Source organism: Haliea sp., from assembly GCF_040221975.1.
Classification (GTDB): domain Bacteria; phylum Pseudomonadota; class Gammaproteobacteria; order Pseudomonadales; family Halieaceae; genus Haliea.
Genome location: NZ_JAVJWR010000036.1, coordinates 104113 through 125372 on the forward strand (window position 1 = coordinate 104113; position 21260 = coordinate 125372).

The following is a 21260-nucleotide window of genomic DNA, read 5'->3' on the forward strand; positions in this document are numbered from 1 at the left end:
TGTGCCGTTATACCGTCAGCGGGTCGATCTTGTCGGCGGAAATTCCCAGTGCCTGCATCGCCTCCACGACGACTGCCGGTTTCACCGCACCCTCATCGGCCAGCGCCCGCAGCGCCGCCAGCACCACGAACTCTCGACTCACTTCAAAGAAGCGGCGCAGCCGCTCGCGGGTATCGCTGCGGCCGTAGCCGTCGGTACCGAGCACCATGAACGGGCGCGGGATGAACTGGCGCAACTGCTCGGCATGGGCCTTCATGTAATCCGTGGCCACCACGACCGGGCCAGCGTGCCCCTCGAGCTGTGCTGTCAGCCAGGCGACCCGGGGCTCTTCCTCCGGGTGCAGCAGATTCCAGCGCACCACCGCCTTGCCCTCTCGCTGCAGCTCGTTGATGCTGGTCAGGCTCCAGATATCTGCGGCCACCCCGTAGTCCTGCTCCAGCAGCGCTGCCGCTGCCTCCACCTCGCGCAGAATCGTGCCCGCCCCCATCAGTTGCACCCGCGGCCCTTTCTTGCGGCTGGAGCGCTTGAGCGGGTACATGCCGCGCACGATCCCCTCTTCCACCCCCGGTGGCATTTCCGGCTGCTGGTAGTTTTCGTTCATGGTGGTGATGTAGTAGAACTTGTTTTCGCCTTCCCCGTACATGCGCCGCAGGCCGTCCTGGATGATCACCGCCAGCTCGTAGGCATAGGCCGGGTCATAGCTGACACAGTTGGGGATGGTGCTGGCCAGCAGGTGGCTGTGGCCATCCTGGTGCTGCAGGCCCTCGCCGTTCAGGGTGGTGCGACCCGCCGTGGCGCCGATCAGGAAACCGCGGGCCTGGCTGTCGCCGGCGGCCCAGGCCAAATCGCCGATGCGCTGGAAACCGAACATGGAATAGAAAATGTAAAACGGCACCATGGAGTAACCACTGGTGCTGTAGGAGGTCGCCGCGGCAATCCAGGCCGAGAAGGCGCCGGCCTCATTGATCCCCTCCTCCAGGATCTGGCCCTTCTGGTCCTCCTTGTAGAACATGATCTGGCCCGCGTCCTGGGGTGTGTAGCGCTGCCCCACGGAGGAGTAGATTCCCAGCTGGCGGAACATGCCTTCCATGCCAAAAGTGCGCGCCTCGTCCGGCACGATGGGGACCACGCGCTCGCCGATCTGCTTGTCCTTGACCAGGGTGGAGAGCAGACGCACGAAGGCCATGGTGGTGGAAATCTCGCGCTTGCCGCTGCCCTTGAGCTGGTTGTCGAAGGCCGCCAGGGACGGAACCTCCAGCAGCTCCATGTCCTTGCGACGGGCCGGAATGAACCCGCCCAGTTCCTCCCGGCGCTGCATCATGTAGCGCATCTCCGGGCTATCCGGGGCCGGCCGGTAATAGGGAACGTCCTTCAGTTCGGTGTCCGAGATGGGGATGGCAAAGCGGTCACGGAACGCCTTGAGGCTGTCCAGATCGAGTTTTTTCAGCGAGTGGGTCTCGTTGTTCGCCTCCCCCGCCTCGCCGGTACCGTAGCCCTTCACCGTCATCGCCAGGATCACGGTAGGGCGTTCGTGCTGCGCCACTGCCTGCGCGTAGGCGGCGTACACTTTGTAGGGATCGTGGCCACCGCGGTTCAGGTACATGATGTCCTCGTCGGACAGATCGCTGACCAGCTCCAGCAGTTCCGGATACTTGCCGAAGAAATGCTCGCGGGTATAAGCGCCCCCATTGTATTTGTAATTCTGCAGTTCCCCGTCACAGACTTCATCCATGCGCTGCTGCAGCAGGCCGGTGTCGTCTCGCTCCAGCAGCGGGTCCCACTTGCGACCCCAGATAACCTTGAGCACATCCCAGCCGGCACCGCGGAATACGCCCTCCAGTTCCTGGATAATCTTGCCGTTGCCCCGCACCGGCCCGTCCAGCCGCTGCAGGTTGCAGTTGACCACAAAAATCAGGTTGCCAAGACGCTCGCGCCCGGCCATGGAGATTGCTCCCAGAGATTCAGGCTCGTCACACTCGCCGTCACCGAGGAAACACCAGACATTGCGGTCGCCGTGCTCGAGCAGGCCGCGGCTCTGCTGGTACTTCATGACATGTGCCTGGTAGATGGCCTGGATCGGACCCAGTCCCATGGACACGGTGGGGAACTGCCAGTAGTCGGACATCAGCCAGGGGTGCGGATAGGAGGAGAGGCCATTGCCGTCCACTTCGCGGCGGAAGTTGTCCAGCTGCTCTTCGCTCAGGCGCCCCTCCAGATAGGAGCGAGCATACATGCCTGGCGCACTGTGGCCCTGGTAGAACACCAGGTCGCCGGGGTGGTCGCCGTCCGCGCCACGAAAGAAATAGTTGAAGCCGACATCGTACAGGGTCGCGCTGGAGGAGAAACTGGAAATGTGGCCGCCCAGGGCCTCGTCATTGTCGTTGGCACGCATGACCATGGCCAGGGCATTCCAGCGCACCAGGGAGCGAATCCGCCGTTCCATGAACAGGTCGCCGGGCATCATTTTCTGATCTTCCGGCGCGATGGTATTGCGGAACGGTGTAGTGATGGCGGTAGGCAGCCGAACCCCCGTCTCCGTGGCGTGCTTGGCTAGCTCAAGCAGCAGCTCCGCGGCGCGCTCGGGGCCGCTGTACTTGCTGACGGCATCGAGCGCTTCCATCCACTCCCGGGTTTCAATCGGGTCCTTGTCTTCGGTCATGCGGCTATCGCTCCTGACGAGAGGTTGATGCTGAAAGAGGGCGAATCATGGTTCCAAAATGATACTCTATTGTGCTGCCCCCGCTGTCGACAGTGTAGACGCCACCCGGGTTTCTTGCCCGGGATTCGGCAGAGCCGGCGCTGTCGACCGCTGCAAGGTACACAAAAACAGGCCGCGTGACAAACTGATGGTTCCTTTATGGAACTGTCAGCTTGTCACGCGGCCTGTCAAAGTCCGGGGTGTTCCCCTAATCGACGGTATAGAACCCCTGCCGAGACTTGATCGCAGCCGCGGACTCCACCGTCACTCCGTGGCCTTCCGGCAGAGCCTGCGCGCTGCCGGGCGCCACCACCACCAGGGAGCTGCGTTGCGCACGGAAAACTTCGCTGAAATAGGTACTCCAGTCCTCCAGCGTCAGGCCCTTGACCGCATCCGCCAGCTGTTGACGGCCATCGAAGTCGAACTCCTTCTTGGCAATCGACTGCCAGTAGAATTCCGCTCGCTCCCACAGGTTCTTGTCCGGGCGCAGAATCTCTGCGACCAGGGATTTCCGGTAGCGCAGGAACTGTTCCTCGTCCAGCGAATCGACAACGCCGCCCATGTACGCTTCGATCGCGTCAGTCACCTCGGGCGCCGAGGCACTCGGCGACTGTATCAACAGCACCAGTCCCGGCACATCCAGCTGCGGCCAGGAAAAGGCGCTGACCACGTAGCCGAGTTGTTGCTCGGTGCGCAACTGCTGGAAAAAACCGGTCTTGATGACATGCGCGGTCAGGGTGGTAGCCGCACGGTCGTGCCAGCTGCGATCGCGGCCCTGCAGATACCAGCCCACAACCGCGTCATCGTGATCGATTTCGACCGGGTACTGCAGGCTTTCGCCCGGCGCGATGCGGGTCACCCGCAGAGGTGGCAGGGCTGGCGGCTCGGCAGCCACAAGCAGCTCCCCGACACGCTCGGACAGCGGCTGGACAACAGCGGCATCGTAGTTGCCGTAGAGCATGGCCTCGGCCGTCGCTCCTGTCCAGAAAGCCTGGATCCAGCCCTGTAGCCCAGCAAGCGTCAGCGCCTGCAGCTCTGCTGTCAGAGCCTCTTCGCCCCACTCGCCGTGCAGCAGGGACTCCCGCAGGTCATCGATAACCTGGCTGCTGGGGCGCTTGGCAACACTGTTCTCCAGATTACGGATCATGTCAGCGCGGATATTGACAAAGCGTTGCTGGTCGAAGGATGCCGCCTGAACCACATCCAGTAACCTATCCAGCAACACCAGCTGCTTGTCGTCGTAACCGCTGACCCGCAGGCTGATGCCCTGGGCGTGCTTGTAGACATCAAAGTTGAGGCCCGCCAGCAGGGCCGGGTAGGTGAATTCGTTGACCGCGTCCTTCAGCAGCGCGGTGTAGAGCGCCGCTGCGGCCGCCTGGGCAGCACTTTCTCCTATCGCAGGTGAACGAAAGTTGATATACAGCGCGCCGCGAGGAACCCCGAACTCCGTATCCTGCGCAAACCAGACCTCCTGACGGGTAGCGGTCAGCACCCTGGCCGGTGCGTTGGCAACTGCGGTTGGCATCACCAGGCTCACATCCCCGGCAATAAATTCGTTGGCAGGTGGCAGGGTCAGGCCGACGTCTCCCACCGGCGCGGTCCAGCGCTGCAGCTGTTCCGGTGACACGGGCTCCGCGCTGTAGGGCACGGCATAGAACGGGGACTGCCGATCCACCTCCACCGACTGGTGGCTGAGAGTTACCAGGGCGTTGCCCGGCACCACGTGCGCCAGCAAATCCTCCAGCATGGCGGGATCATAATCCGTCATCAGGCTGCTGCCGCGAAGAATGTCCTCGGGGGCGTAGTAGTGCATGCCACTGGCCAGTGCGCTGGCGTAGTTGATCGGATTGGACTTCTCCCGAAACCGGAACTGCAGTGCCGCCAGCTGCGACTGCTCTTCGTATAGCCACTGCTGGGGGCCCTCCTGCCGCAGCATGTCGAGGTAGGCAAACAGCAATTGCAGTACCCGCTCCTGCCGCGCCAGGCCCTCCTCGGTCAGGCCAATGCTGACACTCAACAGGGCGCCACCACGCCAGCCGAGACCGGACCCGGCGCCGAGACTCTCCGCCAGCCCCTCCTCCTTGAGCCGGGCCAACAGGCTGCCGGCGCCCTCATGGCCAACCAGATTGCCCAGGTAGCCAAGCGGATTGCTGCGGTAGGCACTGCGATAGTCCGGCACCGGAAAAGACACCTCCAGCTGCCGCAGTGTTGCCTGGGGCTGGACCTTGACCAGCATCGGCAGCGCATCCGGGGGAAACAGCGGGGCGGCAATCGCCTCCGCCTCAATATCCCGATTTGGCACTGGCGCGAACCTGGGTACCACCATCGCCTCCAGCTCGTCCAGGGACTCGGCACCAAACACCACCAGTCGCATCTTGTTGGCGGAGTAGTGCTGTGCGTAGAATCGCAGCAGGTCGTCCCTTATCGGCGCCTGGGGCCGGTCCGCCAGGGTTTCCAGACTGCCGACCGTGAACTGGCTGAAGGGATGCTCCGGGTTCATGACCGCTTGCAGCACATCCAGGCCGCGGCGCGGGTCACTGCGCAGACCCATCTGGAATTCGGCTTCCACTGCATTCATCTCGCGCTCGACATAGGCTTCGTCGAAGCGTGGCGCTATGAAGAAACGGGCGAAGCGGTCCAGCGCACCCGGCAGGTACTGGGCCTGGATATCGAAGAAGTAATTGGTGTGCTCGAAACTGGTGTAGGCATTGTGGCTGCCACCGTGCTCGGCAAGGTACTGCTGATAATCGCCCGCGTCCGGGTACCTGTCGGTACCGAGGAACAGCATGTGCTCGAGAAAGTGTGCCAGCCCCTCGCGGCCGGGCGGGTTGTCTCCGCTGCCGACCAGAACATCCAGCGCGGCAGCGGCCTTGGGCGCTCCGGGATCGGATATCAACAGTACCTGCAGCTCATTGTCGAGCGTCAAGTGGCGGTAGGCGTAGTCGTCGTTCGGGCTTTGCACCGGCTGAATGCCGGCGGGCAGTGTGGCACAGGCCACCAGAAACAGCAGCACAAGGCTGCCGGCCAGCGGCCGCAGCCGCTGGCCGAAAAATGTTGCTTGCATGCCTTACTCCAGAGTCTTGTTGTCGCCGGCCCCTTCCGCAGGCTTGGGCCAGGCGTTGATAACAGCCTTGATCAGGGTAGCGAGCGGAATCGCAAAGAATACCCCCCACAACCCCCAGATGCCGCCGAAAAACAGCACCGCCAGGATAATGGCTACCGGGTGCAGGTTCACTGCTTCGGAAAACAGCAGGGGGACCAGAAAATTCCCGTCCAGCGCCTGGATCACGAAGTAGACAAGCGCGAGGTAATAAAATTCACTGACGAAGCCCCACTGGAAATAGCCCACCAGCAGCACCGGAAAAGTGACCAGCGCCGCACCCAGATAGGGAATGATCACAGACAGCCCCACCGCCAGGGCCAGCAATGCCGCATAATTGAGTCCCAGCAGGACGAAACTCAGATAACTGACCGAACCCACAATCAGGATCTCCAGCACCTTGCCGCGGGCGTAGTTCGCGACCTGGGTATCCATCTCCAACCAGATGCGCCGCAGCAGGGGGCGCTCACTGGGCAGAAAGGTGCCCAGCCAGGCCAGGATCAGCAGCCTGTCCTTGAGGAAGAAAAACACCAGGATCGGGATCAGGATCATGTAGACCAGAACGGTGAGGATACTGGGAATGGTCGACAGCGAACGGGCCACGAGTTTCTGGCCCATGCCGCCCATCTCCGCCTGGGCCAGGGTGACCATCTGGTTGATCTGCTGCTGGCTGAATACCTCCGGGTAGCGCGCGGGCAGCACTGCCAGCAACTGCCGGCCCTGTTCCAGCATCCGCGGCGCTTCCGTAGCCAGCGACACAAGCTGGCGCCACACCAGCGGCAGCAGCCCCAGGGTCACGCCAAAAAAGATGCCAATAAACAGGATATAGGCGACCGTCACACCCACCCAGGCAGGCAACCCCGCTCCCTGCAGACGACCGGCGAGGCCCTGCATCAGGTAAGCCAGCACTATGGACGCCAGCACCGGCGCGAGGATATTGCCAATGGTGACCAGCAGCAGCACTGCGAGCAGCAGCAGTACCAGCAGCAGTACCGACTCCTCCTCAAACAGGTAGCGCTTGTACCATTTATTGAAGATATCCAGCATGTATTCTATTCCGGACCGTTACGACTTCTGCAACAGGTGGATATACACACCCGCGCGCTCTTCCGATGTCAACAGAGTATGCCCTGACTGCTCGGCAAACACCCGGAAATCCCGCACCGAGCCCTGGTCAGTGGCCAATACCCGCAGGCACTCCCCCGACTGCATCCGATTCAGGGCCCGCTTGGCGTGCAGCAAGGGCATCGGGCACTGCAAGCCACAGGCATCCACCTCCACTGTTGCGTCCGTTGTCACCCGCCTGTCTCCCCTCGTCATCGTCGCGGACGAGTATATCCACTCACCGCCGACACCCCAAACAGGATTGAACTTTTCCGCGCTGGCGCCATCCCATTCACAGCTCCAGCGCTGGGCTGACAACCGGCTGCTGGCGTACAATGAGGACACTCGCCGGCCTGTTTCCGGCCCCAACCCGCGGTGAAGATCCCTGGCATGACCCTTCGTTTTTACAAGTGCGCCCGCCTGCCCGTTGCTGCCAAGGCACCCCTGCTGGCACCTCTCCTGGCACTTCTTCTGCTGTTGCCGGGAGCGAACCTGCGTGCTACCGAAAACTTGAAGCTGCCGAACCTGGGCGAATCCAGTACCAGTCTTTTCTCCGCAGAATACGAATACCAGCTGGGACGCACCTGGCTGCGCATCTTCCGCAACCAGGCGCCAACTGTCGATGACCCGCTGCTGTTCGACTATTTGGAAGACCTCACCTACCGCCTGGTCACCCACAGCCAGCTGGAAGATCGCCGCATCGACCTGGTGATCGTGGACAGCCCCGACATCAACGCCTTTGCCGTACCGGGCGGGGTAATCGGTATCCACAACGGGCTGCTGGTCTATGCCCAGACCGAAGACGAACTGGCCACCGTGCTGGCTCACGAGATCGCCCACCTGAGCCAGCGCCACTTCTCACGCCGGGTAGAGTTCCAGCGCAGCCAACAGCCGCTGAACCTGGCCGCCATGCTGGCCGGCTTTGTGCTCCTGGCCACCGCGGGCGGCGAAGCCGGCATGGCAGCGCTATCCGCCGCCCAGGCAGCGGCCCAGGACTCGGCCCTGCGCTACAGCCGCGGCAACGAATCAGAGGCCGACCGGGTCGGCATGCAAACCGTGGTTGCGGCCGGACTGGATCCCCATGCCGCGGCCTCCATGTTTGAACGGATGATGCAGGCCTCGCGCTATGCCAGCAGCAACCGCATCCCCGAGTTCCTGCGCACCCACCCCCTGTCGGAAAACCGCATCGCCGACACCCGCAACCGCGCCCGCCAGTACGCGCGGCCGCCCCTGCGCGATGATACCCAATACCAGCTCATGCGCGCCCGCGTGATCAATCACCTCGCCGCCACCCCGGAAGAGGCAATACAGAAGTTCCGGGGCGAACTGGATGGCGACACCCGTTCGCGGGAGGCGTCCACTTATGGCCTGGTACTGGCACTGACCGATGCCGGTCGCGTCGACCAGGCGGCACTGGAGTTGGACAGCATCTGGGCACAGAGCCCGGACCGGCTGGAGTACAAACTGGCCAATGCAAACATCCTGATGACCCGGGGCGAGCCGGGCAAGGCTGCCACCGCACTCGCCGAGGAACTCAAGCTGACCCCGGGCAACCACCCGCTGACCATGACCTACGCCACGGCACTCATGCAAGACCGCAAACCGCACCTGGCAGAGGAAGTACTGCTCAAGCAAAGCAAGAACAGGCCCGACGACCCCGGCCTGTGGTATCTGCTGGCCGAGGTCCAGGGCCTGTCCGGGAATATCGTTGGCCTGCACCAGTCCCGCGCCGAATACTTCATTCTTACCGGCAACATGGGTGAAGCGGAGCGACAACTCAACTACGCCATGAAACTGGTAGGCAGCGACCACGTGACCGCGGCACGACTCAACGAGCGCTTGCGCGATGTCGCCACCCTGCGCGAACGCATGGATATCTGATCGGACGCCACCGGCCAGGCGCCCCCGCCCCCCCCCCGGCCAGGCGCCCCCTGCTAGGCGTTGCCGATGACACCCTTGTTAAGGCTGGCGGCAAAATCCAGCATGCGACGCAACGGCACCATCGCCCGCTCACGGATGTCACGGTCGACAAAGATCTCGTTGTCCGAACGATCAAACACCTGAGCGAGCGACTCCAGCTCATTCATCGCCATCCACGGACAATTCGCGCAGCTGCGACAGGTGGCGCCATTGCCAGCGGTCGGCGCAATAATGAACTCCTTGTCCGGCGCCTGCTGCTGCAGTTTGTAGAAAATGCCCTGATCGGTGGCGACAATAAAGCGCGTGTTGGGCAATTCCTGCGCTGCGCGGATGATCTGCGTGGTCGAACCCACGCGATCGGCCAGTTCCAGCACCGCGGCCGGGGATTCCGGGTGCACCAGCACTGCGGCATCGGGATAGACCCGCTTCAGGTCCGCAATGCCCCGCGCCTTGAACTCCTCGTGCACAATGCAGGCGCCATCCCACATCAGGATGTCGGCGCCGGTCTGCCGACGCACATAGTCGCCGAGGTGGCGGTCCGGAGCCCAGATGATCTTCTTGCCCTGGGCCGCCAGGTGCTCGGCCACGTCGAGCGCGATGCTGGACGTCACCACCCAGTCCGCCCGCGCCTTGACCGCGGCAGAGGTGTTGGCATAAACCACCACCTCGCGGTCCGGGTGCTCGTCACAGAACGCAGAGAACTCCTCAATCGGGCAGCCCAGGTCCAGCGAGCAGGTGGCCTCCAGGGTCGGCATCAAGACCCGCTTCTCCGGCGTGAGGATCTTCGCCGTCTCGCCCATGAACCGGACTCCGGCCACAACCAGCGTGGTCGCTGCATGATCACGGCCAAATCGGGCCATCTCCAGGGAGTCCGAGACACAGCCCCCCGTCTCCTCCGCCAGCGCCTGAATGGCGGGCGCGGTATAGTAATGAGCCACGATGACCGCATTCTCCGCCTGCAGGCGGGCGGCAATACGGTCCTTGAGTTCCTGCTCCTGGGCCGGACTCAGCTTGTGGTGTTCGGCGTTGTCCAGGTGGACCTGGACTTGCCGACGGATGGTTTCCAGTTTGTCGGAGGCAATACTCATAGCGTGGAGGTCGAGAAAAACGGCTGCAAATTCTAGCACATATTGGACTCTGCCACCCTCAATACGAGCGTCACTGAGGAACCCTCACGGCGCGCCGGGAGCGAGCTCGACGCGCTGGCAGCCAATTTCGGCAGAAATCACTAGAAATTCATTCAAATACTGCGTATAAGTTTATGTTATTTATACAATAACGTTGTATCCAGCTGCACAGCTGAGAGACAATACCGAGGATACGGCAAAGGGACTGTCCGGGGCATTTGTGGATTTGCGTACCGTCATGGTGATTTCCGCCAACAAGACCGATCATCTGGTCCTGTCGGATTGTCTCGACCGCGCCGTGCCGCCTCGCTTCAGGCTGGTCAGCAGCGAAGAACTGGAGCGGCCGCTGGAAGCCCTGCTGGACCCGGATGTCGACGCCATCATCATGGCCGTCGGCCCGGAAACTGACTACTTGTTGCGCCTGGCACAGAAGCACGCTCCCTCCTTGCCCATCATATTGCTGCTGGACAATGCGCCGGACAGCACCGCAGCGGCACAACTCCGCGAGAGCGGGGCCCAGGACCATCTGGTCAGGGGCCAGCTCCAGGACGCCCTGGTCCACCGCATCCTGGACTACAGCATAGAATTGAAGCAGGCGCGCACCATCATCCGCGAGCTGTCCAATCGGGACGTTCTCACCGGCGCCCTGAACCGCGTGGGTTTTCGGGCGCACCTTGAGCGCGCCATGCAACGCTCTCAACGCTACAATTTCAAGACTGGGCTGCTCTACATCAACGTCGACCAGTTCACCAGCATCAACGATCACTTCGGTGAGCTCAACGGCGACCTGCTGATTCGCAGCCTTTGCCGACGCATGGCCAGCAAGCTGCGCAGCAGCGACAGCATTGCCAGGCTGGGCGGGGACGAATTCGCAGTGGTGCTGGAAGACGTCAGCTCCGCCGCCGACATGGCGCGCATCGCCGAGAAAATGCTGCAGGCCATAGCAGCCCCCCTAAGCCTTGATGAACAACACGTACAGGTCGATGCCAGTATCGGCGGCGCGCTGTACCCCGATGATGCCGCTGACTTCAGTGAACTGGTCGACCACGGGCGCAGCGCCATGCAACAGGCAAAATCGATTCTGGGCTCCAAGTTCATTCCCTACAGTGACCGCCTGCAGTTCGACATGGCCGGCATCAACACGCTGGCAGCCGAATTGCGGGTCGCAGCGCGCAGAAACCAGTTCGAGCTGCACTACCAGCCACGCATAGCCCTGGATACCGGCCAGCTCGCCGGCCTGGAAGCTCTGCTGCGCTGGAACCACCCGGACCGCGGACTCATCTGTCCTGGCGAATTCATTGCCGAATGCGAGGACATGGGGCTGATGAAGAGTATCGGCCACCAGGTTATCCAGCACGCCTGCTGTGCCCTCAATTGGCTGGCCGAGCAGCGTCTTGGCGATGTAGTCGTAGCGGTCAACATTTCCTTTTCCCAGATTCAGGACGACCGCTTTGTGACCGCGGTGAAGGACACCCTGGAGCGCACTGGCGCCAACCCGGGTCGGCTGGAGTTTGAATTGACAGAAACCACGATCCTCAAACAGCCGGGCGCGATCAAGACGCGGATGGACGAGCTGCGCCTGCTGGGCATCCGCTTTTCCCTGGATGACTTCGGGACCGGTTTTTCCCAGCTCACACACCTCACCGAACTACCGATTGCAGTGCTGAAAGTAGATGCCGCCTTTGTCCGCGATCTGCCACACAATCCCCAGCAAGCGGCCGTATGCAGCCTGATCATCGAGATGGCCAGGCGCCTGGACATCGGGGTCGTGGCCGAAGGCGCCGAAAATCACGAGCAGATAGAGTTCCTGCGCAACCAGGGCTGCCAGCAGGTACAGGGCTTCTACTACAGTCCGGCAATCCCGTTGCAGCAACTGCCCCGTTTCGTCCAGGAGCAGCGCTTCAAGAACCACGAGCGCGTCCTATCCTGAGCCATCGCGACATCGCTCCGGCGCAGGGTGCCAATGACAAGCATGGCACTAGGCGACCGATGCCGGTGATGGTAGCCTGTAAAGATACCGATCCGTTCCTGCGCATGGCTCCCTGATGCCCAACACAAGTCCATCTACGATGCGAGCCAAGATCCTGGTCAGTGACGACGACCAAATCGTGCGCATGTTGACCCGGCAGTGCCTGGAAGCCGAAGGCATGGTCGTGATCGAGGCCAGCAATGGCCACGAGGCGCTGGACATGTTCGTCCGCGAACGCCCGGACCTGGTCTTCCTGGATGTTGAAATGCCCGGCATGTCGGGGCTGGAAGTCTGCCGGCGCATCCGCGAAATGCCCCAGGGGGAAACGATCCCCATCATGATCGTGACCGGCTCGGATGACCGCGAATCCATCGACCAGGGCTTCGAGGCCGGCGCCACCCAGTACAAGACCAAGCCGGTGAACTGGTCGCTGCTGGGGCGGGACGTACATTACATGCTGCGGGCCAGCCAGGCGTTCAATTCCCTGAAACGTCAGGAAGACCGGCTGCGCTACCTGGCCTACTACGATCCACTGACCAACCTGCCCAACCGGCGCAGCTTCAACGAGCAACTGGTGCGCATTCTCAAGCGAAGCCAGCGTCGCAACTCCTTTGCGGCACTGATGTTCATCGACCTGGACCACTTCAAGCGCATCAACGACTCCATCGGCCATGGCCGCGGCGACCGCCTGCTGGTGGAGATTGCCAAGCGCCTGACCCTGGAACTGCGCGAAGACGATGCCATCAACTTTTTTCCTGATGATGATGATGAAGCGGACGACCAGGATGGCAGCACCGAGATTGCTCGTCTTGGCGGCGACGAGTTCACGGTGGTTCTCTCCGATGTACCGGACACCGCGCATGTCGAGACTATTGCCCGTCGCATCCTCGATAGCCTCTCCCAGCCCATCGCCCTGCAGTCGCACAATCCGGTGGTTACCCCCAGCATCGGCATTGCCATCTATCCCACGGATGGCGAAGACCCCGACAGCCTGATCCGCAATGCGGATACCGCAATGTATGTCGCCAAAGCGGAAGGGCGGGCCTGCTTCCGTTTCTACAACGAAGAAATGAATGCGAAGGCAGTCGAGCAACTCAAGATGGAGGAGGAACTGCGCCACGGAATGCAGAACGGGGAACTGGAGCTGCGCTATCAGCCCCAGATCGAGGTGTCCACCGGCAACGTGGTCAGTCTGGAGGCCCTGGTACGCTGGAAGCACCCGGTGCGCGGCATGGTATCCCCCGCCGAGTTCATTCCGGTGGCCGAGCGCACGGGCCAGATTATCGAGCTCGGCGAATGGGTCATGTCACAGGTCGCCCGGGATTGCCGGTACTGGGATACCCTCGGACTACCCCAATTCCGGGTATGCGTGAATATCTCACCGCTGCAGTTCAACCAGACCGGGCTTTCACAATTCGTGCGCGGATTCATCGAAAAATCCCGGATGTTGCCGCATCGCCTTGAACTGGAGCTGACCGAAGGCGCCATCATGACCGACGCCGAGGCGAACATCGTCAAGCTGCAAGAGCTGAAAGCCCTGGGCCTGGACCTCGCGGTAGACGACTTCGGCACCGGCTACTCCTCGCTCAGCTACCTCAAGCGCTTCCCGATCGATACCCTCAAGATCGACCAGAGTTTTGTCGCCGATCTGGGCAGCGCGGACGGAGCAGCCATCATTGATGCCATCCTGGCACTGTCCAGGACGCTCAAGCTGCGGGTGATCGCCGAGGGCATTGAGACCATAGAGCAGATGCGCTATCTGGTGGACATGAAGTGTGACCTGCTCCAGGGTTTCTATCTCTCCATGCCTGTTTATCCGGAAGAAGTACCCAATCTGCTGCGGCAGAACTTTGCCGAGCAGCTTGCCTCGGGAAGCTGAATTGCAAATCTGTCCGCCCTCCCGTTTGCTGCATTTGCCGCTCGCCCTGTGCACCATGCTGGGCAGCACAATGCTGTCTGCCGATACCGGGCAACCCGAATTCCTACGCGTCATGCTGCAGGGCCATTCAGCCACCGCGCTGAGGCAGCTGGTGGAAGACGCCGGCGGCAGCGTAACCCACGAACTTGCCATTATCGAGGCGGTAGGCGCACTGGTTACACCCGCGCAACTGGAGAGCATGCGTAGCTCGCCGCTTGTCCTGCGCTTGATTGACGACCTCTCCATGGACATGTCGGAACCTCTACCTCCCCCCGACAAGGCGGCCTGCACCATTGGCGGCGCCCTGGAAGCAACCCTGCTAGCAGACGGTATCCATTGGCCACTACACCATCAGGGCCAGACACCGGCGGAGCTGACGCGACTGGAGATCAGTTGGCCAGCAGCCCTCGGCGACCTCACCAGACTGCGCCTTGACACCAGGGATCTGCCGCGCGAGCAAGCGCCAACCAATGCAGACAATCGACAGAGCCTGGTGCTGGACTATGCGCCAGGCCAGACGCCAGCTCTCACCGGCATTACCCAGCTTCACATCGGATTTTCCCGTAGCCTCGCCAACCCGGAGGGCGCGCTTGCCTGGGCACAGAAGGACTTTAGCGTAAAGCTGGAGTTCGGCGCTGATTGCAGCAGCGAGCTCATCCCCGGCTACCCAGATTACGCCAGCGACACCTATTATCCCACGGTGGCTGGAGCCTCAGAGCTGCACCGACATGGTATTACCGGACGCGGCGTGACAATTGCGGTACTCGATTCCGGCCTCTGGGAGCACCCGGCGCTGGCGCTGGACACTCGCGGTAAGCCGAGAATTGTCGGGCGCTACGATGCCATTGAGGACATTGCTGGCAAACCAGTAGCCGATGCCAGCGGTCATGGAACACACATGGCCAGCGTTGCCGCTCACAGTGAGGAAGTACTTACTGATGGAAAATCCAACGGCACCTGGAAAGGCATTGCGCCCGATGTTGGTCTGGTGGCGGTAAAAGCATTCGATGAAGATGGCCAGGGCGATTTTCTCGACATCGTTCGCGGTATCCAGTGGATAGTAGAGCAACGCGACGCACTGGACATAAAGGTTCTGAATCTGTCATTCGCCGCCCGGCCCCGCTGGCCCTACTATCTGGACCCCATCAACCAGGCCCTGATGAAGGCCTGGGCAACAGGCATCACTGTCGTTGCCGCAGCCGGCAACGAAGGGCCGGATCCCATGACCATTGGCTCACCGGGTAATCTGCCCTACCTGATTACCGTCGGCGCCTACACGGACTCCTGGACTATCGAGAACCGGGACGATGACTATATTCCGGACTTCTCTTCCCGCGGCCCAACCCCAAGTGGTCACATCAAACCCGATATTGTCGCTCCGGGAGGACATATTGCAGGTCTGGTCCAACCCGGCAGCACCCTGACCCGCAAGCACCCCGATTACATGATCAGTACCGGCGAACTGGTGATGACCGGCACCTCACAGGCCAGCGCCCTGGTAACGGGCATAGTCGCTCTCCTGCTGCAACTGGAGCCAGATCTGACCCCGGACGACGTCAAGTGCAAACTCATGAGCAGCGCAGAGCCGGCAATCAATCGCGACGGCAGGCTCGCCTATAGCCCCTTCCAGCAGGGCAGCGGAGCCGTCAACGCAGTCAGGGCGGTGACCTTGGGACAACGCGGCTGCGGCAACAAGGACCTTGATCTGGGTAGAGACATCGCCGGTGAGCAGTACTTTGAAGGACCTGCGATCATAGATGAAGAGGGCAACGCCAGCTTGCCCGGACTGTCCCGCATGCTAGCCAAAGAACCCTCCGCCGATGGCCTGAGCAGCGACCGCAAATGGGGGGTAAAAGATCATATCGAGCGGAAGGATACCGCCGCACCCGATCCTGACCTCCCTTTCAAGTGGCTGGAAATCTACCTTTCCGAGCGAGACCTGATAGAAGCATTGTCCACGCAACCAAGCTCCGGCACCTTCGAATAATCCAAACCGCCAAAGCTTTGCCCCATATGGGTCAAGATCAGGCGACTCTCCGAAGTGAAATCCATTTTTTCATATTTTTCAAGCACTTAATTAACCCCACCTAAACCTCTTCGGCACGATCCGCGGTGCAGGACTCGCTGTGGAAAAAACGCCTACCCCAAAAAGGTTATGGCGATCCCTTCAATGATCCGTCCCCGGTACTTATAACGTTGTCAAGCGTCAGGGAAAGAAGATGTGATCAACTTCTCATGGACGAGACGACTTTAGGAATGAAATGCCACTTGGTGGCCGAAAATTGAATGAAGAGGCTCGACTATGAAACACATCTCAGGTTTGTTAAAAAAGGGGGCTGGAGCAGCTGCGCTTCTTCTTGCACTGCCTGCAATAGCCGATTCAAGCACGAGTCTACCAGCTGGCAGTACACAGGATGTGTCAAACACCGTTCACAAGGTAAGCCACTCCCTGGCAAGCAGCGTCAAGTACTCCATGGCTCCTAGTTACAAGTGGGCAGCAGAGCATCAATCAAGCCCTTCAGAAACAACTGACTGGGCAAAGAACGAAACCCGTCAAACTGGGTACAAGTGGTCCGCGGCCGACACCGAGTTGAATGAAAGCAAAAGATCTAGTACTTATGCAGGCAACGCATCATACGAGTGGGGAGTTCAGAATTTCTCGGAACAAGCTGGATACAAGTGGGGCTTCCGTAGCTACGCCGACCAGGCCGGGTACAAGTGGGGCTTCCGATAGCGAATCCTCAGAAATGTTAGTGTGAGGGGAGAATTCACGCTCCCCCTTTTTTTTCATAAACACAGCTCGATTCACACCAAAAGCAAGCATATAGCAGGGCGAAAAGACAAAACTCAGGTTTTTGATTACACTGCAGACCTCACACTTGGCCACGTGAAAACCCCAAGATGATCTGTAGATTACCGCATGTAATAGCAGTACTACTTATTGCATTCAGCCAAGCAACACGAGCCGCAAACTATTTCGGCTCGGAAACCAGTATCGATTTTCAGCCTTCTGCTGTTACTCAGAATTTAACACAGCAGATCGTTACTCAAACTTTTCAAGACTCCGTTGGTAACTTATGGTTTGTAACTCAGGAAGGGCTAAATCGCTATAACGGGCATGAACTCGAAAACTATCGATATTCACTCACAAACCCTCACTCACTATCACACGATGCCGCGACGAGCATAGCCGAGGACGACTCTGGCACAATCTGGATATCCACAAGAGGGGGCGGACTAAATAGGTACAACCGCATAAAAAATGGCTTCTCGTCCCTCCTCGCTTCTGAAAACGACAAAACCTCACCGCTCTCAAACGATATTCTTACCATATTCGCCGACAGCGATGGAGACCTTTGGCTTGGATACGATAATGCTTTCAGTAGATTCGATCCAAACACAGGTTATTTCGTTCACTTTTTCCCGCAGCAAGAAGGGCTCCCCTACCTCGGAGAAATCAACAGCTTTACCCAGAGCAAAGATGGGACTATTTGGGGCGCAACATTTGCTGGCGGATTGCTAAAAATCGACAAGGCTACCATGGCAATGTCGGTGTCAGCCACATCCAATAACGATATCGTAAGTGCACCTTCAGAACCTATATTCCACGTATACTCAGATTCAAATGGTCAAGTATGGTCTCTCTCTCTTAACTCAGGAGCGTCCAAGTACAACCCCGAGACAAATACTTCGAAGCACTACCTACACACAGAAGATGATCTTGGCTCACTGTCGTCGAACAATGCATTAGATATCTTTGAGGACAAAGATAGCCGTTTATGGATATGCACCCTTGATGGACTTAATTTATATAGCCCTGAGACTAATTCGTTCGAACGATTCGACAGTCAGAACACCAACTTACCCTCAAGTAGAATCCACAGCATCTACCAATCTAAAGAGGGAGTCTACTGGGTAGGCACTGTCGTTGGGTTGGCAACTGGTTCTAGAAATCTATTCCCAAAATATAACTCGAGCATCGGCCAACTATCAAATGACTCGGTTAACGCGTTTGGTGAAACAGAGGATGGAAGCATCTGGGTAGGTACAGATAATGGCCTCAACCGCCTAAAAAGAGGTGAAAGAAGCTTCACTTGGATTAACGAATATTCAGACCCAGCTATTTCGAACAGTGTCGTAATGAGCCTTCTTGGAGAAAAAAACGTATTGTGGATAGGCACTTTCTCCGGCGGACTCAACAGGTTAGATATAATCAATAACGAAGTTAAAGTTTTCAAGAATTCACGACTTGACAAAAAGAGTCTTGCCGCCAATGGCGTTACCTCTATTATGCGTACCTCTTCGGGCTTGCTCCTGATTGGAACATACGGCGGCGGCCTCAGCTCGCTTGACGAAGCTACCGGAAAGTTCAGAAACTATTTTCACGATCCCAGAAATTCGAAAAGCCTCAGCAACAATAACGTAATTGCACTTTTCGAAGACTCATTTGGTTTTATCTGGGTCGGCACCGAAAATGGTCTAAACCGCTTTGATGCAAAGAAATCGGAATTCAAAAGAATATATACCGAGAGGGGAAATACTGACAGCGTATCGAGTGACATGGTGTGGTCTTTCTACGAAGATAACAATCAAGATCTGTGGCTAGGGACCAAAGGTGGCGGCTTAAATCGATGGGAGAAAAGTGATCGGAAAAATGGTCTCGAGAAGTTCACACACTATTCAGAGGATATAGCACTACCAAGTTCCAACATTTACGGCATACACAGCGACCCAGACGGCAACATTTGGCTCTCGCATAATAGGGGGGTGACGAAATTGAACCCAAAAACTGGGGAGTCGCGACAGTATGGCGTTAAAGAAGGACTTCAAGATACGGAGTTCAACATGGGGGCTTCGTTCAAGGATAGCGATGGCCTAATATATTTTGGAGGAAACCTCGGCTTCAATATTGTTGACCCTAATGGTTTCGTCGACAAGGAAGAGCCTCCCGGCATCAGCATCTCTGAAATCAAAATAATGAATGAAAGGCAAGAGTTTGATAAAGCATATAACGAATTGTCAGCTATAACCCTAACGCATCGTGATAGTATGTTTTCAGTTGAGTTTTTTGCAGCAGACTACTCCAATCCTCCGCTTGTTCAGTACGCGTACAAGATGGAAGGGATAAATGACAAGTGGGTAATATCAGAAGATGCCCGGCAAGCATCTTTTACCACGCTACCACCAGGAAAATACAACCTCAAACTAGCAGCAGCTAGCCCTGGCGGGGCATGGAACTGGGACAGTAAGTCGCTCCAAATAACCGTCCTACCCCCACCTTGGCGAAGCATGCCTGCCTATTTCGTGTACTCCTTACTTATAATAGTCGCAGTTATAGCGACCTACATCTACCAGCAGCAAGCCAGAACTCGGGCAGGCCTTGCAAGACAGCGGGACCTAGAATTGAAAGTCCAGGAAAGGACAATCGACCTAGAAGAGGCAAGGAGAGCCGCTGTACAAGCAAGCAAAGCGAAATCAGATTTCCTCGCCACTATGAGTCACGAAATACGAACTCCAATGCATGGCATGATTGGTATGACCGAGCTTCTTCTACACACGGACCTAACTACCCAACAGCGAAAGTTTGCCGCCGCTGCTCACAAAAGCGGCACAGCACTACTAGCCCTGATCAATGACATACTTGATTTCTCCAAGATAGAAGCATCAAGAGTGGAATTGGAAAATACGCCATTCGACTTGGCGTCTCTGATTGAGGATGCCTGCTATCTACAAGGCGAGCCAGCTGGAAGAAAGGGATTGGAATTGAACTATACCGTTTGTAGCTCAGTCCCTGCTAAGCTGCTAGGAGATCCGGGCAAGATAAGACAAATATTGATGAACCTACTCAATAACGCAATAAAATTCACCCATGAAGGTGAAATTAATGTTTTAGTAGATTATCAATACGAGGAAACCACCAAAGAAAGCAAGGTCAAAATAGATATAATTGATAGTGGTATCGGCATGGACCAGGCCACAGCTCACCGAGTATTCGAGCCCTTTACCCAAGCAGATGCAAGCACCACGAGACAATATGGCGGAACAGGACTTGGGTTGTCGATCACCCGGAACTATATTGAACTGATGGGTGGCGACATAGATGTTTCATCTCAACCCGGATACGGAACTGAGATTAGAATTTCCATTCCTGTCTCTATCTCGGAGGCGTTGGATGGCAATGAGCCTTCCAATCCGCTTCGTTTAGATGGATATAACGTTTCCATCATATCCTCAAGGAAGTCCACACGAATGATGGTGCGGTCCCAACTGGAACGGATGGGGTATCTCAATCCCAGCGAATATGCAGATGTTACGCTACTAAGCGAAACAGATCAGAACGACATCCTGATTATCGACATTGAAAACACTTCCCTGAGCGCTGAATGTGTAGATGAAGGATTCATACAATCACCCAGCATATTATTAATGCCGATCCATGAGGTCAAGCTGCCTCCACATCTATCGGGAAGGCCCACTATAACAAAGCCTTGTACTTCAGAAGCATTGAGGCTTGCGCTCAATGAGATCACAAAATTACAAAATATTGAAGATGAGGGCTCAGAAATTTCGGCGACCCCAGACAATATACGCAGCCTCAGAATACTGGTCGCGGAAGATATCCCGACAAATCAAAGAATTGCTCAAGAAGTCTTGGAGATGATCGGACACAAAGTTGACATTGCGGAGAATGGGAAAGAAGCCGTCGAACTCCAAAAACGAAATCGTTACGACATTATATTCATGGATTGCCAAATGCCATTAATGGACGGATATCAAGCGACTCGACACATCAGAGACGACGAACAGGATAGAAAGCTTAACCCGGTGAAAATTATTGCATTAACGGCGGGGATCACTGCCGATGATAAGCGCTATTTTATAGATGCCGGAATGGACGGATATCTCGGCAAGCCGTTCAGGATGTCTGAAATCAAAGACATAATTCAGGAATGTTTCGGCAATACGGAGAGTGTTAGAAGTTTACAGCCACTCAATATTGACAGAAAAGACCATCAGAGCGACCAAAAACATGGAAGCAGCGAGGATCTCATCGACTCTTCGGCTATAAACAACATCACGCAAATTGAAAGACAGACAGGTAAATCTATACTTTCGGAAGTCTACGCTGGCTTCGTGAATCAAATGTCTGTAAAAGTCAAAGAGCTAGAGAATGCATCTATCTGCGGAAACCATAAAGAAGCTCAAAGTATTGCACATGCAATAAAATCAATGAGCGCCAATTTGGGCGCCAAGCAAGTCAAGGCTATTGCCGATAATATTGAATCCGAATTGAAGAAGAAAAACAAAATTGACCTAGAGACCAGATGCACAGAGTTGGAAGATGCATTCAATAAATACAAAAAGGAGTTTTCTAAGGTATATGAAACACGTTGTAACAATGAAACTACCTAAGAGCTAAAATC

10 protein-coding genes are annotated in these 21260 nt (G+C 57.6%); 5 read left to right on the forward strand and 5 right to left on the reverse strand.

Annotated features, from left to right (window positions below; all coding sequences use genetic code 11):
* Nucleotides 1-7: 7 nt before the first annotated feature.
* From aceE to RLO07_RS18720, 4 genes are all read right to left on the reverse strand, one after another.
* Nucleotides 8-2659 carry a pyruvate dehydrogenase (acetyl-transferring), homodimeric type gene (aceE, locus tag RLO07_RS18705; protein ID WP_462293667.1) on the reverse strand — a complete coding sequence of 884 codons (2652 nt, stop codon included), beginning with the start codon at nucleotides 2657-2659 and terminating at the stop codon, nucleotides 8-10.
* A gap of 247 nt (nucleotides 2660-2906) precedes the next feature.
* On the reverse strand, nucleotides 2907-5762 hold the full coding sequence (locus RLO07_RS18710) for an insulinase family protein (RefSeq protein ID WP_462293668.1): 2856 nt from the start codon (nucleotides 5760-5762) through the stop codon (nucleotides 2907-2909).
* Nucleotides 5763-5765: 3 nt separating this feature from the next.
* Nucleotides 5766-6845, reverse strand: coding sequence for an AI-2E family transporter (locus RLO07_RS18715; protein ID WP_462293669.1), 1080 nt, complete (start codon nucleotides 6843-6845; stop codon nucleotides 5766-5768).
* Nucleotides 6846-6863: 18 nt separating this feature from the next.
* Nucleotides 6864-7097, reverse strand: a complete 234-nt coding sequence (locus tag RLO07_RS18720) for a sulfurtransferase TusA family protein (RefSeq protein ID WP_462293670.1) — start codon at nucleotides 7095-7097, stop codon at nucleotides 6864-6866.
* A 195-nt stretch (nucleotides 7098-7292) separates the two neighbouring features.
* On the opposite strand from RLO07_RS18720, the gene RLO07_RS18725 reads away from it, so the two are divergent.
* The gene (locus RLO07_RS18725; protein WP_462293671.1) at nucleotides 7293-8783 is read left to right on the forward strand and encodes a M48 family metalloprotease; all 1491 of its coding nucleotides are present in this window, start codon (nucleotides 7293-7295) and stop codon (nucleotides 8781-8783) included.
* Between the two features lie 53 nt (nucleotides 8784-8836).
* Here the strand turns inward: RLO07_RS18725 and nadA are convergent, their stop codons facing one another.
* Nucleotides 8837-9910, reverse strand: a complete 1074-nt coding sequence (gene nadA / locus RLO07_RS18730) for a quinolinate synthase NadA (protein WP_462293672.1) — start codon at nucleotides 9908-9910, stop codon at nucleotides 8837-8839.
* A 259-nt stretch (nucleotides 9911-10169) separates the two neighbouring features.
* Here nadA and RLO07_RS18735 point away from each other — a divergent pair, with 259 nt between their 5' ends.
* The 4 genes from RLO07_RS18735 to RLO07_RS18750 all read left to right on the forward strand — a co-directional run bounded on the left by RLO07_RS18735 (nucleotide 10170) and on the right by RLO07_RS18750 (nucleotide 21249).
* Nucleotides 10170-11879, forward strand: a complete 1710-nt coding sequence (locus tag RLO07_RS18735; protein WP_462293673.1) for a putative bifunctional diguanylate cyclase/phosphodiesterase — start codon at nucleotides 10170-10172, stop codon at nucleotides 11877-11879.
* A 139-nt stretch (nucleotides 11880-12018) separates the two neighbouring features.
* On the forward strand, nucleotides 12019-13797 hold the full coding sequence (locus RLO07_RS18740; RefSeq protein ID WP_462293674.1) for a two-component system response regulator: 1779 nt from the start codon (nucleotides 12019-12021) through the stop codon (nucleotides 13795-13797).
* Nucleotide 13798: 1 nt separating this feature from the next.
* Nucleotides 13799-15823, forward strand: a complete 2025-nt coding sequence (locus RLO07_RS18745; RefSeq protein WP_462293675.1) for a S8 family peptidase — start codon at nucleotides 13799-13801, stop codon at nucleotides 15821-15823.
* A 914-nt stretch (nucleotides 15824-16737) separates the two neighbouring features.
* Entirely contained in the window at nucleotides 16738-21249 is a 4512-nt protein-coding gene (locus RLO07_RS18750) for a hybrid sensor histidine kinase/response regulator (protein ID WP_462293676.1), read from the forward strand.
* The last annotated feature ends 11 nt before the right edge of the window (nucleotides 21250-21260 follow it).